The sequence below is a fragment of the Flavobacterium sp. B114r genome, assembly GCF_056824125.1.
Genome location: NZ_CP124858.1, coordinates 3,647,836 through 3,663,493, shown reverse-complemented (window position 1 = coordinate 3,663,493; position 15,658 = coordinate 3,647,836). Strand labels below are relative to the sequence as shown.

The window sequence follows — 15,658 nt, the reverse complement described above, 5'->3', positions numbered from 1 at the left end:
CGAAACGCTCCATATTGTGGAGCGTTTTGTATTTAAAATTTACGGTATGATTTTATCGTTTCTTAATTGTGTAAACAACTCAAAAAACGAATCTTTTGTACTTTTATAGGCTGTAAATCCAAGTTTTCGGCTTTTCGACATATCTGTCATAACTTCTAACGGACGTCCCAGATCAAGATCGGTATGCCATGCAGAGGCTAACTTATTCAGATTTTTTTCCGTTAATTCATTCTCTTGCACAATTTCTGTCCAGATTGATTGTTTATCATTCAATACACTTTCAAGCGGCCTTATGGTTCCATTGTAACCTTCAAAATCAATTTCGAACCATTGCGCTATTTGTGGCCACAACCATTTCCAGCGAAAAACATCTCCATTTGTTATATTAAATGCCTCATTGTGCGCTTCGGGTGTTGTTGCTGCCCATATTAGCTGTTCTGCCAAAATTTTAGCATCCGTAACATCTGAGATTCCGTTCCATTGTTCAGCAGATCCCGGCCAGATCAAGGGTAAACCTTCACGCTTGCAAATACTTGCATACACCGCGAGTGTAGTCCCCATATTCATCGCATTCCCTACAGTTTTACCAATAATAGTATGTGGGCGATGTACATTCCAGGTAAAACCGTACAATGCAGCGGCTTCATAAACTTCGTCTTCCTGAGCATAGTAAAAATTTTCAAGGTCCAATCGGGGCATTTCCTCTCTTAGCGGTGTTTCCGGCAAAGTTCCTTTAGCATAAGAATCAAAAGGTCCCAGATAATGTTTTAAGCCCGTTACCAGCGAAACATGTTTAATACATTTTTTAGCAGATAAAACTTGTAATAAGTTACGAATCATGGCACTATTTACCCTGATATTTTCTTCTTCAGTATCATTTCGCATCCACGTAGTAAAAAATATATGTGTAGGAAAAACATCTTTTAATGCTGAAGATAATGAGTTACTATCCAATAGGTCAGCGGCGATTGGGGATAATTCCTCAATATCACTTTTTGGATTTCTGGCAAGACCATAAACTTTCCATCCTTTTTCTATCAATTTTGAGGCAAGATTACTTCCTGCAATTCCGGTTGCTCCAACTACCAGGGCTATGTTGTCATCTGTAGAAGGTGTAGCTAATTTTTGAGTATTCATAATTTAAATTTTTATCAAAATTACTTCTAAAACAACGCTCGGAAAGATGACCTAAAACAAGAAATTCGATTGATCTAAATCAATTATTGTTGTCCCTACATTACATTCTTTTTTAAACGGCTTAAGGTTTCAGGAGAAAGTCCCAGATAAGAAGCCAGTAAATTTTGTGGTACACGCCTGATCAGATCGGGATTCTTTTCTGCCATATGCTTGTATTTCTCTTCGGCAGTATGTGTATGAGAACTTATTAACCTTCTTTCTTTTGTAATTAAGCTGTTTTGAAAAAGCAAGCGGAAATACCGGTCCATGACAGGAACCTGCAACGTTAGGTTCTCAAAATCTTCACTGGTGATCACCAGCACTTCTGAATCCTCCATTGCATCAATACTGTAAAATGAAATTTCTCCCCTGAAAAAACTATTCATATCTGATGTCCACCAACCTTCAGGCGTAAACTGATTGATGTGCTCATTGCCTTTTTCATCCGTATTATACGCTTTTAAAAGACCTTTTGTAACAAAACTTAAATATTTGCAAACATGCCCTTCCACAACCAAAAATTGTCTCCTTTTTAGTTTTTTAGGCATAAAGAAGCTGGCTACAAGTTCTTTTTCGCCTGAAGTTAAGCTCACTTTTTCTTCAAGATGTTTGAAAAGTATATCGTACATACGGGATATTGTCTAATTGATTACTATAATAAACAAATGTAAGATATTTATTTTTCAGCTTTTTGTGATTATTAGCCTATACCGCCTTGCCTCATACTTTTGAAATCACTATCATTTTCAATCAGTTATAACATTATTAACTTTAAAATAATATTTTTACATCAGTCGTAAGTTCAATTTCAGGCTTTCAATACAATAGATTAGTTAATTAAAAAAAATCTATTCGCATTTATACAATCATAATTCAAAATCGAAAGCTAGCTTTGGCGCGTTAAAAATCGTAAAATGAAATATAAGACCAAATTTTTAAAATTGTTTACTGCATCTAAATTCCAAAAAACTCCAGCTATAAAACTGATAGGGAAATTTAGTGTCATTGTCTTGCTTTTTTCTAATCCGTATACTATAAAAGCCCAAACAACAGATAATACAAATGGTAAAGCAACTTTTGGAGATTGGGGAATCGAAACTCAGTTTATCAGTAAGAAAGTATTGCCGGGAAATGATTTTTATAAATACGTTAACGAAGGCTGGCTGGAGTCTAAAACGATCCCGGCAGGTGCTTCAGGATTTAGTAATTATAGCGAAGCTAAAAATAGAATTGACGAAAGAATAGCTTATATTATTCATGACGGCGCAGCCAAAATCAAGACGAGCAAAGGTGCAATAAAACAAGTAGGAGCGCTTTATCTGGGTTATACCGATACTGACAACATCGAAAAACTTGGACTTAAACCAATTCAGCAGGATTTAGAACAAATACTTGCTTTAAAAAGTTACGAAGGCGTTGCAAAGTGGATGGCAAATCCAAAGTCTTTTTCGATTATCTCTATTCACACAGCTCCTGATATTAATAACAGAAGCCGATTTCTTGTTGCATTGGGTGATAGCGGTATAGGACTTCCCTCGCCGCAATGGTACGAAAAGCAAGATGGTCTTTATCCAGGATATCGCAAGGCATATAAAGAATATATTGCACGTACTTTTGAACTTGCCGGTATTTCTAATGCTGAAAAACGCGCTAATGATATTCTTGAAATTGAAACTAAGTTGGCAGCAGTACAATGGACACCTGCACAAATGCGTGACAGCAAGATTAATTCACGTTTGTTGCCCACATCAGAACTCTCTACTTATGCTCCGGGTTTTCCCTGGAAAGTTTTTTTGGCCAGCAGACAGGTAGACCACGTAAGTGAAATAATCTTGCAGGCCGACTCCGCAATAAAGGCAAAGGCGGCCTTATTTGCAGATACATCAACAGACATTTGGTCCTCTTATCTTGCGTTTCACTGGATTGTGAATCATTCTACTCTTTTACCCGAGCAATTCCGCAAAAATCAATTTGATTTTTATTCCGGTACTTTAAGTGGAATTACAAATGATGCTTCAAGAGAAAAAAAATCAATTTTATACGTAAACAATCGTCTGGGACAAGTCGTTGGGAAGCTCTATGTCGAAAAATACTTTTCTTCTGAATACCTGAAAAATATTAAGGATTTGGTCGATTACATCCGAAAGGCATTTTCTATCAGACTGCAAAAACTGGACTGGCTGGACGACAGCAGCAGAAAAGAAGCAATAGCAAAACTAGACGCTGTGACGGTAAGAATAGGATATCCTGAAGTTTGGCGCGATTACTCCTCATTAAAATTTGATATCAAAAACCCTATTGGTAATGAGCAGCTTATTGCACAATCGAACTGGGAGAATGAACGCTCGATGCTGCAAAAGGTTTACACTAGTAAAAATTGGTATCAGGTTCCACAAACTGTAGATGCGACAAGCAGTAAACTATACAATTCGATCGAATTTCCTGCTGGTATTTTGCAGGCTCCATTCTTTGATCCGTTTGCTGATCCTGCAGTAAACTTTGGTGCGATAGGTGCAATAATCGGACATGAATTAGGGCATTGTTTTGATGACGAAGGCTCTAAGTTTGATGGTAATGGTATAATGCGTGACTGGTGGACTCCACAAACCCGAAAATCATTTGAAGAACGTACCACGAAACTTGTTGATCAATATAACGCTTTTTCGTCTGATGGAATTCATATTAACGGAAAACAAACGCTTGGAGAAAACATTGGCGATCTGACCGGAGTAGTCGTTGCTTATGAGGCTTGCCAACTTTATCGTGCCGATCATCAAAATATTCCCTCAGTTTTGAATGGCTACACAGATGACCAACGCTACTTTTTATCTTTTGCCCAAACCAATCGCAGTCTTTATACTCCGGAAGCATATCGTATAACGTTATCGCAGGATTATCACGCACCTGCAGATTATCGTGTAAATGGTGTTGTTCGTAATGTTGATGCCTGGTACAAGGCTTTTAATATAAAACCGGAAGACAAACTTTATTTGTCACCGGAGGAACGCGTACGTATTTGGTAATGATAACAAAGTTCAACTCTACAATCCTTACTCTAAAGATATAACCTGATAGAATATGTATCAAAAATTACAATCTTGTACCTGTCAGGCTACAACAAATTGTCTTGTTTTAAAGTTTGAAAGCTACTTCTGACTGATTTCACAGCCTGTCACAATTTAAAATGACAAAACAATAATTTTATTTTCATCAAAATTTCCATAAATAATAAACACAAAAATCAAACAAACCGATTCAAAATAATTAAATCGATTATTTTTTAACGTTATATTAATATTTTTCTTATAATTGTAGCACAGTATAGAATAGTACTGCATCTTAACTAATTAAAATGAATTATTATGCAAGAAAAAATTACAAAAGAAAAATTATCATTTAAAATCTTCCTTACCACATTATTGCTGTTATTCGCAATATATGGCTCTGCTCAAACTTATGAATTCGAAAATGGTGTCCGCACTAATAGTGCCGATATACAAAACTGTGATTCCTGTTCAGGCAAAATAGTAGGCAATTTGGGCGGTACAAGCAGTGTTTCGGTAAACGTGAATGTTACGGCGAAAGGCTGGCACAATCTGCAATTATTCTATTGCACGGGCGACCCCAGAACTATTCGCTTAACAGCCGGATCAGCTACAACCATTGCTATTCCGTGTGAACCAAGTGGCGGATGGAGTACTGCTGCTTCAAAAAATATAAGTGTTTATCTTAACAGCGGAACCACTACCCTTCTCTGGGACAATACGAGTTCATGGGCTCCAAATCTGGACAAATTTGTTTTAACACCAATGGGTTCTTCCAATCTAAAAACAGTGCCTTTTGGTAATAATAATGCTATTGTCTATAACTTTAGCAATAAAACGTACAACATAAAATTCAATGGCAGTACGGTAATTACCAATGCGTCAGCATATGCTTATAGCGATCAAAAATATGCGAGTGGTAACTTCGCCTCGGCAACTTACACCTCAGAATCTTTTACGGATAATATTGGCAGTGGAACTAAGCATATTTTTACTTTAAGTGGAAATTACACATTGGGTATGCAGCAAATTTTTTATACCTATACCAATAAAAATTATCTGGCTATACAGGTTGTCCTTACAGGAAACGGAGCTAACTGCTATAAAATGTCTCCATTGACGAGTTACCAGGTTACACCCAACTTTGGCAGCGGAGACACCAGGGCTCTTTTTGTACCTTATGACAATGATGCCTGGATTCGCTACAATGCCTTTCCCCTTAAATCAGCCGATTTTACGGCATCTGAGGTGACGAATATTTATAATAATAACAATCGTAAAGGTCTGGTTATTGGCTCGCTGGAACATACAAAATGGAAAACCGGCGTTACAGTAAGTGGCGGCGGCACATCATCAGCCTACGTTTCGGTAGTTGCAGGATGGACAAAGAAAGATGTTACCCGAGATACCCGTGATCATGGTTGGGTAAATGTTGGACAAACAAGCTGTCCTTCGCCGAAAGTAATGATAAATGCAACTCAGGACTGGCGAACAGGTTTCGAGGAATTCGCGCAAGCCAACGCTGCCATGCAACCTAAATACATTTTTGACTGGACTGCTCCTAAACCTATCGGATGGAACAGCTGGGGCGCCATGCAGTCTAATATTACTCTGTCTAAGGCCAATGCTGTTGTAGATTTCTTTCATGATGATTGCCCGGCGTATAAAACCGAAGACAACACACTATTTATTGACCTCGACTCGTATTGGGATAATATGACGGATGCCCAGCTGGCACAGTTCGTTAACTATGCAAAAAGCAAAGGATTTAAAGCGGGTATTTACTGGGCGCCTTTTGTAGATTGGGGCAAATACAACCGCCAGGTCGAAGGAAGCTCTTACAATTATGATCAGTGTTGGACAAAGGTCAACGGGAATCCTTTTGAACTTGATGGCGCCTATGCCATGGATCCTACAAGTCCGGGAACGAAGTCCAGAATAAAATATTTTATAAACCGTTTTAAAGCGGCAGGATTCGAAATGGTAAAAATCGACTTTTTGACTCATGCGAGTATCGAAGCAGATGGTTTTGCGAACAATCAACTGCATACCGGTATGGAAGCGTATCAGGAAGGAATGAAGTTTTTGATCGATGAGATTAATGGGACAATGCTGGTTCAGGCAGCCATATCGCCTAATCTGGCAACAGGACCGTTTGTACATGTACGTCGGGTTGCCTGCGATGCTTACAGTAGTATTAGTGAAACAGATTATACACTAAATAGTACAACTTATGGTTGGTGGCAAAACCAAATATATGATTATCTCGATGCTGATCACGTGGTTTTTGGCAACGCTTCTATAGGAGAAAATCGTGCCCGACTACTAAGCAGCGTCGTAACGGGTACTATCACAAGCGGTGACGATTTTTCTGTGGAAGGAGCCTGGAAAGCTAAATCACAAAACCTTTTACAAAATAATGATGTTATGAATGTTGCCCGTGCAGATATGCATTTTATTCCTGCTGATGGAAATACGGGTTACAATGCAGCCAACATTTTCTCCGCCACGCATAACAATGTCACCTATGTAGCAGTGTTTAACTACAGTGATAATGCAAGTACAAATACGATCAGTTTAAGTCGGCTTGGATTAGGTTCCGGAAATTATACAGTCAAAGAATTGTATTCCGGTACTACAAGTTCAACACAAGGAACGCTAAATGTACAACTGCCTAAAGCTGATGCGGCTTTGTATGCCATATCGCAAGGATCAAAATTCAATATTCCGTTCTGTAACTGGAATACACCAACCAATTATATTTTTCCGAATCCTGCATCATCAACCTTCAGGATAAAATTTGATCACCCTATAAACGGATCTGTCGCAATTGGGGTTTATAACATTTTCGGGAAAGAAGTATTAAAAACCATTACTGTAGTTCAGGACATGACGAGTTCAGAAGTACCTGTAAACAGCTTGCCTAAAGGAATCTATATGGTAAAGGTTTCCGAAACCGGAAATACGATACAATATTTGAAGTTCATTAAACAATAAATTCCAACAATGACATAAGAACCTGATTTTCAAGAACAATGAAAATCAGGTTTTTTATTACTGACACTTCAGATAAAATCAACAGTTCCGTAATACTCTTAAATAAATTTTAGGCGAGACAATAAATGATTGAATTAAATGTTTGTATGTAAGAATTAATCTGTTTAAATTTAAGGATTGATTGCTTTTATATATTAAAACATTTAAAGTTTATGAAAAGGATATTATTTCTGATTATTATAATGAGCACTGCTCTGCAAGGATATGCACAAAAAGAATTGAAGGATAAATACAAGCCTATCCCATCCAAAAATTCTGAAACCAAAGAAAGTCTGCCGCCACCAGAGACGCCACCAAACCCGGAAACGCCACCTCTGAAAGACGGGACGGTTTTAAAAATCAATCCGGATGATCTTTATAAAAATAACATTCTGTATAAACCGGAGGCCAATGTCGAGGGAATTTTTTACAGAAGAAATGAATACTTAGGAAGTTATGTAACCAATACAGCCACTTCTACAGTGCGTTATCGTGATGCAGCTTTTGTAGACGGGGATAAAATCAGGGTTTACCTGAATGATAAAGTTATTGAAACAGAAGTCACTTTAGAAAGTGCGTTTCAGGGTTTTAAAATAGATTTGGTTAAAGGAATTAATAAAATTGATTTTGAAGCGTTAAACGAAGGTTCCGCTTCACCAAATACAGCTGAATTTCAGGTTTTTGATGATAAAGGAGCGGTTATTAAATCCAGTCAATGGAATGTTGGAACCGGATATAAAGCTACAATTATCTTGTATAAAGAATAAATTTGGAGCTGTTTCAAATACAGTACCCTCCTGCACAATCTATTGTGCAGCACTTTTAGAAATTTTTCCAATGCCTTAAGTTTTCTCTCATCGAAAGAACTTAAGGCATTTTTTTTGTGATAAAATCAAATCGATTGTCACTGCTTTTCATTTTTATTTTGTCTTCTTTATTATACTTGAATATTTTCTAACAATCTCTCCTTTGCTTCTAACTTTCAACAACAGATGAATGTTAAATCTTTTGATGAATTAGTATTTAGAAACCTTTATCAAGACTAATTCTAAATAATTGTTTATTTTTGCGCCCATTAAATAAACACCTTATTTTAAATTTATGCACCATTTTTTACGTTGTTTTCTGGTAATGATTGTACTGGCAAACCTAAATACTGCTTACGCCCAAACTACGGGTACAATTTATGGTCAGATAAAACTTGTTGACGGACAACCATTTGCCTCTGCTTCGGTTTCTATTACAGAACTAAACAAATCTACTCTTACAGATGAAGAAGGAAATTATAGTTTTAAAAACATTCCACCTGCAAACTATCGTATCATGATACAGGTTTTGGGTTCTGCAGAAAAAATTATTGAAGTCACTGTAGTTTCAGGACAAATTACAACAGCAGATTACCAATTGCCTAAAGAAAACGTTATGGCATTGCAAGAAGTTACTGTTTCAGGAAATGTAAATAGGTTTTCTAAAAAAGAAAGTAAATATGTCGCTCGTTTACCTCTTAAAAATCTGGAAAACCCACAGGTCTACAATACTGTATCAAAAGAACTTATACAAGAACAATCTGTTGTTGACCTTGGAAGCGTCTCTAAGAATGTACCTGGTGCCGGTATCCCGATGATTGCCAATCAGGGACGTGTAACTTTTCGTTCCCGCGGTTTTGAGACAGAACCAAATGCACGAAATGGTGTAGCCGGACAAGCTTTTTCTTCTATCGACCCTGTTAATCTGGAGCGTGTTGAAGCTATCAAAGGTCCCTCGGCAACATTGTTTGGAGCAAGTGTCGCAAGCAGTTATGGCGGAGTTTATAATCGTGTGACCAAAAAACCTTATAACGATTTTGGCGGCGAAATAGCCTATGTTGGCGGAAGTTACAACTTTAATCGTCTTACAGTAGATGTTAATACTCCTGTAAACGAAGACAAAACAGCTTTATTCCGACTAAACGGAGCCACAACGCAACAAAAAAGCTTTCAGGATCTTGGCTTCTCAAAAAACATCAGTATAGCACCAAGTTTCTCTTATCAGATTACTGACAAGTTATCACTTTTGCTTGATGTTGAATTTGGTCAGGAAGAAGGAACATCTGTTGTACGTTTTAATCCGTATAACAAAAGCAATACAACAAGATCTATTGTAGATATCGCTTTTCCTTACAAAAGGACTTTTATGAGTAATGACCTGGTTTACAACACTCAGATGTTGAATATATTTGGACAAATTAATTATAAAATATCCGAAGAATGGACGTCTCAGACTATTTTCTCAAGAGCACGTTCTACGATCGATGGTAACATCACCGCAATAAACGCTTTGAGCGATACCACTGCCCGTGTTCAGGTTATATCAGGAAACACAAACTTTATTGCTACTGATATTCAACAGAATTTTATTGGTGATTTTAAAATAGGAAGATTTAGAAACCGTATGGTTGTGGGCTTAGATTATTATAACAATTATAATGATTTTGACCGACTTACAATCACTACAGATGCTTTTGATTTCATAAATCCACCCGCAAACTCTGGCGCAAACTTACAAACCGTAAATTCTCTTGCACAAGCAGGAAAAGGAGTATTACGCAAGGAGAAAAACAGGGACAATACATATGCTGCTTATGTATCTGATGTTTTTAATATCACAGATCGCTTATTGACTATGGTAAGTTTACGTGTAGATCGTTACGAATATCTTGGTGTTTATAATATTGCAACAGGTGTAACCGGTGGCGGAATTGGCGCTAATGGTACATCAGCAGGACCTTATAACCAAACTTCGCTATCGCAAAAACTTGGTGCTGTTTACGAATTAAGCAAAGACCATTTGTCATTGTTTACGAATTATATGAATGGTTTTCTTAACAAAAGCGGACAAGCGCTTGATGGTACGGCGTTTAAACCGGAGCATGCCAATCAGTTGGAATTTGGTGTAAAAGGTGACGTATTTAACCATCGTCTTGTGGGAACACTTAGTTATTATGACATACAAGTGGCTAACTCATTAAGACCGGATCCAACAGATACAAATTATTCGATACAAGACGGAACGCAACAAAGCCGTGGTTTTGAAGCTGAATTTACCGCAAATCCTTTCTCAGGTTTCAATGTGGTAGCGGGATATGCTTATAATGATAGTAAGTATACAAAAGCTGACCCAACTGTCAATGGCTTACGCCCTGCTCTTTCTGGTCCGGCAACTACAGTAAATTTCTGGTTGAGTTATCGTATTCCTGAAGGTAAGTATCAAGGTTTAGGCGCTGGTTTTGGTGGTAATTATGGTACTATGTCCTATGTTATCAATACTCAAACTACTAAAGTTACTATTCCTGAATATACGATGCTTGATGCTGCTTTATACTATGATCAGCCTAAATACAGAATAAGCTTGAAAGTAAATAACCTAACTAGTGAAAAAGCCTGGAACGTGAGACTTACTCCTCAAATGCCTGCTCAATTTTTAGGTAGTTTTGCACTGAGATTTTAAAACCTTTTATTTAAGAACAAAACGGTATCAGATCAAAAATAATAAAAAGAGAATGTCTTTATGAAAAACAAATCTTTAACCCAATTTTATATCACATTTTGCTTGTGCCTGCTTTCTTCTGTTCCTGCAATGGCAAGCGCTTACTGGATCAATGTAAAAGGTTCCGGCAAGATAAATGAGCCTGTAAACATCGAATTATGTTATGGCAGTATGGATGAATTTGGGGTGAGACGCAGAGATGCAGGTAAAGAACTTGAACTAACAGGTGATTTTCAGATTAGGATTATTGATCCAAAAGGCAACCAGCAACTACTTGAACTTATTATGCAAAAGGATCATTGGCTGGCTGTTTTCACACCTAAAAGCGAAGGTCAGTACAGGATTCTAGGAATAAATGACAAACATCCTGTAATTGATCGCTCTGCATCAAAAGGCGAAAATGTTCTCCCTATTGATTATATAGCATCAGTTTATAATGTTGGTACTTTGATTGAAACCAACAACAATTCTTTGCAGACACTTGATATCATAACTATTGTCGAGGAAAAAAAAGTAACGGTTAAAGCTTTTTTTCAAGGTAAAGCGTCAAAAGCAGGAACTAAACTTCGTGTTTTTAATCCTGAAAACTGGGAAAAAGAAATTGTGCTTGATAAAAATGGTGAAGCCGTATTTTATACTACGATGAAAGGTTTGTATATCATTCGACAAGATTGGATCGAACCCGTTTCAGGTGAATACAAACAAGTGAAATTTAATAGTAAACGCCACCGCTGCAATTACTATTTATTAGGACAATAGAAGTACTTTATAATACAAAAAAGCCATTCTGATAATTATTCGGAATGGCTTTTTTTTAGCATTTTGTGGCACTATAAAAGATTTTACGGCAAAATGTGTCAAGATTTAGGCAAAGTTTATAAGATTCCTAAAAAGCAACAGATTCCAGAAATTCAATAACTTCCCCATTCGGGCTATAAACCAGACTATTGCTAACGGTTACCGTTTTTATTTGATCTCTTAATTCTAACGTTTCTTTGGGAGACAAAGGTTTTGCACCATTTTCTATCGCTTCATCGTATGCTTTTTTGGCATCTCGAACTGTAAAACAAATATGCAAAAGAGAATTTTCGACATAAGGATCTCCTTGTTTTCTTTTGCGTCCCTGTGTAGGGAAATCAGCATTGCTGTCGCATATTTCGATATGGCAGTCAAATGCTTTATTCTTGAGCATTACACACTTTTCTAAATTAAATTCCGGTAAACTCCAACCATGCACCGCTTCAAAATTAAGTGTTTCGTAGAATTGTACTGTTTTTTCAAAATCCTGTGCCTTAATGGCAAAATGATGAAATCCTATTATGTTATTATTCATTATGATTACTTTTGTGATACAAATATAGTTTCTAATGGCTGTGACATGGCCACCTTACAAAATTGTTAGCGATGCGAAAAGAAAGTTCAACCAACTTTGAAAATCAACAAACTCTTACTGATTTCTGCAATGCTTCTAAAACCCTACTGCTTATTTCAGGGCGATGGAAGCTTTCTTTACTTTTTTGCTTATTGGAACATGATTCCAGAACATTTTCTGATTTTAAACAACTTCTGCCGTCTATAAGCGATCGAATGCTGGCACTTCATCTCAAACAATTAACGAATGATTTTTTGATCATTAAAGAGAAAAAACATGAATCAGTCTGTTATTCATTAACTAAAAAAGGAAGATCGCTTGAAGATATTCTATCTGGTCTGGCGCAATGGCAAATTAATTAATCGCATCAAGGAAACAGAATGGGCAAACACGAATTTCACGAATTTGAACTAATTCGTTTGTGAAATTAATTACACAAACTTGGCTACATCATTAAAAATTAGTGCAAATTCGTGAATCTAAACTGAAGCCGAACAGACGAAGTGGTTCGTGTTTATTATAAACCAAACCTATTCTAACCAAAACCATTCCTTTACATCCCTCTCGATACTTGATTCTGTTACAATACTTTCGTATTCGTTTGTAGCGCTATTGTGCTCGTAATCTCCCTGCCAGTTTTTATAATTTAAAACTACTTGTTGTATCGCATCACAAATAAACAGAAGTTCTTCATTAGTCATGATAGGATGCAACGACAAACGCACCCATCCCGGTTTATTACTCTGATTTTTTTGCAAAAGCTCTTCTGTTATAACATTAGATTCCGCTTCGTCAATATCAAACAAATAATGGGCATATGTACTTGCACACGACCAACCACCACGAACCTGAATTCCGAAACGATCGTTCAGAAGTCGGACAATTAAATTATAATGAATATCCTTAATTATAAAAGAAACGCAACCAATTCGATCTGTTTCAAGATCTCCTAAAATAGATAAACCCGGAATTTTTTTAAACTCTGAATAACACAGGTCCAGCAATTCTTTTTCTCTTTTTCTGATGTTTTCAATTGCCATCTGATCTTTCAATTTCAGGGATAAAGCTGTTCTTATTACTTGCAAGAAACCCGGAGTTCCGCCATCTTCCTTTACTTCAATTGATTCACTATAAGAATAACTACCCCAAGGATTTGTGTATTTTACATTTCCTCCACCCGGATTGTCCGGAACATCGCTTTTGTACAAATTTTCATTAAAGACCAAAACACCGCAACTTCCGGGTCCGCCTAAAAATTTATGCGGAGAAAAGAAAATAGCATCCAATCGTTCTTCAGGATCTTCCGGATGCATATCGATTTGTACATATGGTGCAGATGCAGCGAAATCAACAAAGCAAAATCCATTGTTCTGATGCATAATTTTAGCCAGTTTATGATAAGGCGAAATAATTCCCGTAACATTTGAACAAGCCGAAAACGAACCAATTTTCAATGTTCTGTCTTTGTATTTTTCAAGTAATTCAGAAAGCTTTTTCGGATTTACTAAATTGTTTTCATCAGGCGGTAAAACTACCACATCGGCATTGGTTTCGTACCAGGAAACCTGATTCGAGTGATGCTCCATATGAGTGATAAAAACTACCGGTTTATCAATATTATCAAACTGAGCTTTAGATTTATTATCAGCAGCACGCAATCCTATATAACGCTGTAATTTTGATAAAGCAGCCGTCATTCCTGTTCCTGTGGTTACTAAAACATCTGATTCATTGGCATTGACATGTTTTTTAATCACTTGTCTGGCATGATTATAAGCATAAGTCGATGCTTTGCCTGTTTCGCTTGAAAAAGAATGTGTATTCGCAATCATTGGGCCTATTTTATTGAGCATAATATCCTCAATAGGCAGATATAATCTTCCGCTTGCGACCCAATCAGCATATAACAGTTTTTGTTCTCCGTATGCCGATTCGAATGTATGATTTACTCCAATTGTATTTCCTCTAAACTTAGAAAAATAGTATTCTAATTGACTTGGTTTCGTTTTCTTTTCAACTGCATTCATTTCCTTATCTTTAATTATTTCTTTAATTCCTCATTTTCTTTTCTTAATTTACTATGTCGTTTTCCGTATAAAAAATAGAACACGATACCTATTGCCATCCAGATAAACAATCGTTCCCAACTTTCAAGAGGAAGTCCCGTCATTAGGAATACACATACTCCAATACCTAAAATGGGTACAAAAGGCACGAACGGGACTCTAAATCCCCTTTTTATCTCAGGACTTGTTTTTCTCAGAATAATGATCCCCAATGCAACAAGCGAAAAAGCAAATAATGTTCCGATACTTACCATATGTCCTAAATCTGAAATGGGTACAAATCCGGCCAGAATACTCACAAATACCATAAAGAAAAGGTTGCTTTTCCATGGGGTTTTAAACTTGCTGTGTATATCGCTGAAAAAAGAAGGCAAAAGTCCGTCTTTAGACATGCTGTAAAAAACTCTGGATTGCCCCATTAACATCACAAGAATTACAGAAGTATAACCTGCCAAAATCGCAATAATCAGCGCACTATTCAGAAAATGATACCCTGTTACAGCAAAAGCTGTTGCAGCGGGACTGGCATCTCCTATAAAAGTTTTATACGAAACCATTCCGGTCATCACGTAAGAGAATGCAACATACAAAACGGTAGCAACCAGAAGTGATCCTATGATCCCGATTGGCATATCTTTCTGAGGATTCTTAGATTCCTGAGCTGCTGTCGAAACGGCATCAAAACCTATAAAACCAAAGAAAACTACTGCGGCTCCCCTAACAATTCCTGACCATCCAAAATATCCAAATTCTCCCGTGTTTTCAGGTATAAACGGATGATAGTTTTCGTCCTGAATAAAAGACCAGCCTAAAACAATAAAAAGAACAATTACGCTCAGTTTTAGCAATACCAATAAATTATTCATTGTAGCAGATTCCTTTGTTCCTTTTGCAAGCACAAGCGAAAGCAACGCCACAATAACTATTGCAGGCAAATTGACGATACCTCCCGCTAAAGTTGATCCGTCAGCGAGCTTTACCGGATCAAATGGAGAACTTGTTAATTCCGGAGGTAAATTGATATGAAGCTGTGCCAGTAATTTTGTGGCATAACTCGACCAGCTTACCGCAACCGTAGCAGAAGCAAGCGCATATTCAAGAACTAAATCCCAACCGATGATCCAGGCCATAAATTCTCCCATTGTGGCGTAAGTATACGTATAAGCTGAGCCTGCAACAGGAATCATCGAAGCATATTCGGCATAACATAAAGCACAAAAAGCGCAGGCAACAGCGGCCAGAATAAACGACAGAATAACCGCAGGTCCAGCATTTTCTGCCGCTACAATTCCTGTAAGAGAAAATATTCCCGCTCCAACTATTGCACCTATTCCAAGTGCGACAAGATTTATTGGGCCAAGGGAACGTTTTAGTCCAGCTCCTTCACTTTGCTCATTCTCAGAGACTAATCTTTCTATTGATTTTTTGAATAACATAAT

Annotated in this window: 11 protein-coding genes; 6 read left to right on the top strand and 5 right to left on the bottom strand. The window is 37.1% G+C overall.

All coding sequences use genetic code 11. The features are described 5' to 3' along the window. Positions 1-39 precede the first annotated feature (39 nt). Entirely contained in the window at positions 40-1,137 is a 1,098-nt protein-coding gene (locus QLQ94_RS15580) for an SDR family oxidoreductase (protein ID WP_482497715.1), read from the bottom strand. A 95-nt stretch (positions 1,138-1,232) separates the two neighbouring features. Further along, entirely contained in the window at positions 1,233-1,805 is a 573-nt protein-coding gene (locus QLQ94_RS15575; RefSeq protein WP_482497714.1) for a Crp/Fnr family transcriptional regulator, read from the bottom strand. 285 nt (positions 1,806-2,090) lie between these two features. On the opposite strand from QLQ94_RS15575, the gene QLQ94_RS15570 reads away from it, so the two are divergent. The 5 genes from QLQ94_RS15570 to QLQ94_RS15550 all read left to right on the top strand — a co-directional run bounded on the left by QLQ94_RS15570 (position 2,091) and on the right by QLQ94_RS15550 (position 11,540). Beyond that, a complete protein-coding gene (locus tag QLQ94_RS15570; protein WP_482497712.1) occupies positions 2,091-4,199 on the top strand; it encodes a M13 family metallopeptidase in 2,109 nt (702 codons plus the stop codon). Positions 4,200-4,538: 339 nt separating this feature from the next. Further along, positions 4,539-7,217 (top strand): T9SS type A sorting domain-containing protein, encoded by a 2,679-nt coding sequence (locus QLQ94_RS15565; RefSeq protein ID WP_482497710.1) that lies wholly within the window; start codon positions 4,539-4,541, stop codon positions 7,215-7,217. Between the two features lie 212 nt (positions 7,218-7,429). Then, positions 7,430-8,023, top strand: coding sequence for a hypothetical protein (locus QLQ94_RS15560; RefSeq protein WP_271336122.1), 594 nt, complete (start codon positions 7,430-7,432; stop codon positions 8,021-8,023). Between the two features lie 334 nt (positions 8,024-8,357). Continuing rightward, positions 8,358-10,742, top strand: coding sequence for a TonB-dependent receptor domain-containing protein (locus QLQ94_RS15555; protein ID WP_482497708.1), 2,385 nt, complete (start codon positions 8,358-8,360; stop codon positions 10,740-10,742). Between the two features lie 60 nt (positions 10,743-10,802). Continuing rightward, positions 10,803-11,540, top strand: coding sequence for a hypothetical protein (locus QLQ94_RS15550; protein ID WP_482497706.1), 738 nt, complete (start codon positions 10,803-10,805; stop codon positions 11,538-11,540). Between the two features lie 127 nt (positions 11,541-11,667). On the opposite strand, the gene QLQ94_RS15545 is transcribed toward QLQ94_RS15550, so the two are convergent. Further along, positions 11,668-12,114: a VOC family protein gene (locus tag QLQ94_RS15545; RefSeq protein ID WP_427402253.1), complete on the bottom strand. Its 447-nt coding sequence runs from the start codon at positions 12,112-12,114 to the stop codon at positions 11,668-11,670. A gap of 71 nt (positions 12,115-12,185) precedes the next feature. Here QLQ94_RS15545 and QLQ94_RS15540 point away from each other — a divergent pair, with 71 nt between their 5' ends. Next, the gene (locus tag QLQ94_RS15540; RefSeq protein WP_271336117.1) at positions 12,186-12,515 is read left to right on the top strand and encodes a winged helix-turn-helix transcriptional regulator; all 330 of its coding nucleotides are present in this window, start codon (positions 12,186-12,188) and stop codon (positions 12,513-12,515) included. Between the two features lie 168 nt (positions 12,516-12,683). Here QLQ94_RS15540 and QLQ94_RS15535 read toward each other — a convergent pair whose 3' ends face one another. Next, complete coding sequence (locus QLQ94_RS15535) at positions 12,684-14,180, bottom strand: aminotransferase class V-fold PLP-dependent enzyme (protein ID WP_482497703.1); 1,497 nt, start codon at positions 14,178-14,180, stop codon at positions 12,684-12,686. 14 nt (positions 14,181-14,194) lie between these two features. Beyond that, positions 14,195-15,655, bottom strand: coding sequence for an amino acid permease (locus QLQ94_RS15530; RefSeq protein WP_482497701.1), 1,461 nt, complete (start codon positions 15,653-15,655; stop codon positions 14,195-14,197). Positions 15,656-15,658: the final 3 nt, after the last annotated feature.

What these genes read in the sequence shown, in the direction of transcription:
- QLQ94_RS15580 (WP_482497715.1), bottom strand. Translation starts at nt 1,137, where the DNA reads ATGAATACTCAAAAATTAGCTACACCTTCTACAGATGACAACATAGCC.
- QLQ94_RS15575 (WP_482497714.1), bottom strand. Translation starts at nt 1,805, where the DNA reads ATGTACGATATACTTTTCAAACATCTTGAAGAAAAAGTGAGCTTAACT.
- QLQ94_RS15570 (WP_482497712.1), top strand. Translation starts at nt 2,091, where the DNA reads ATGAAATATAAGACCAAATTTTTAAAATTGTTTACTGCATCTAAATTC.
- QLQ94_RS15565 (WP_482497710.1), top strand. Translation starts at nt 4,539, where the DNA reads ATGCAAGAAAAAATTACAAAAGAAAAATTATCATTTAAAATCTTCCTT.
- QLQ94_RS15560 (WP_271336122.1), top strand. Translation starts at nt 7,430, where the DNA reads ATGAAAAGGATATTATTTCTGATTATTATAATGAGCACTGCTCTGCAA.
- QLQ94_RS15555 (WP_482497708.1), top strand. Translation starts at nt 8,358, where the DNA reads ATGCACCATTTTTTACGTTGTTTTCTGGTAATGATTGTACTGGCAAAC.
- QLQ94_RS15550 (WP_482497706.1), top strand. Translation starts at nt 10,803, where the DNA reads ATGAAAAACAAATCTTTAACCCAATTTTATATCACATTTTGCTTGTGC.
- QLQ94_RS15545 (WP_427402253.1), bottom strand. Translation starts at nt 12,114, where the DNA reads ATGAATAATAACATAATAGGATTTCATCATTTTGCCATTAAGGCACAG.
- QLQ94_RS15540 (WP_271336117.1), top strand. Translation starts at nt 12,186, where the DNA reads ATGCGAAAAGAAAGTTCAACCAACTTTGAAAATCAACAAACTCTTACT.
- QLQ94_RS15535 (WP_482497703.1), bottom strand. Translation starts at nt 14,180, where the DNA reads ATGAATGCAGTTGAAAAGAAAACGAAACCAAGTCAATTAGAATACTAT.
- QLQ94_RS15530 (WP_482497701.1), bottom strand. Translation starts at nt 15,655, where the DNA reads ATGTTATTCAAAAAATCAATAGAAAGATTAGTCTCTGAGAATGAGCAA.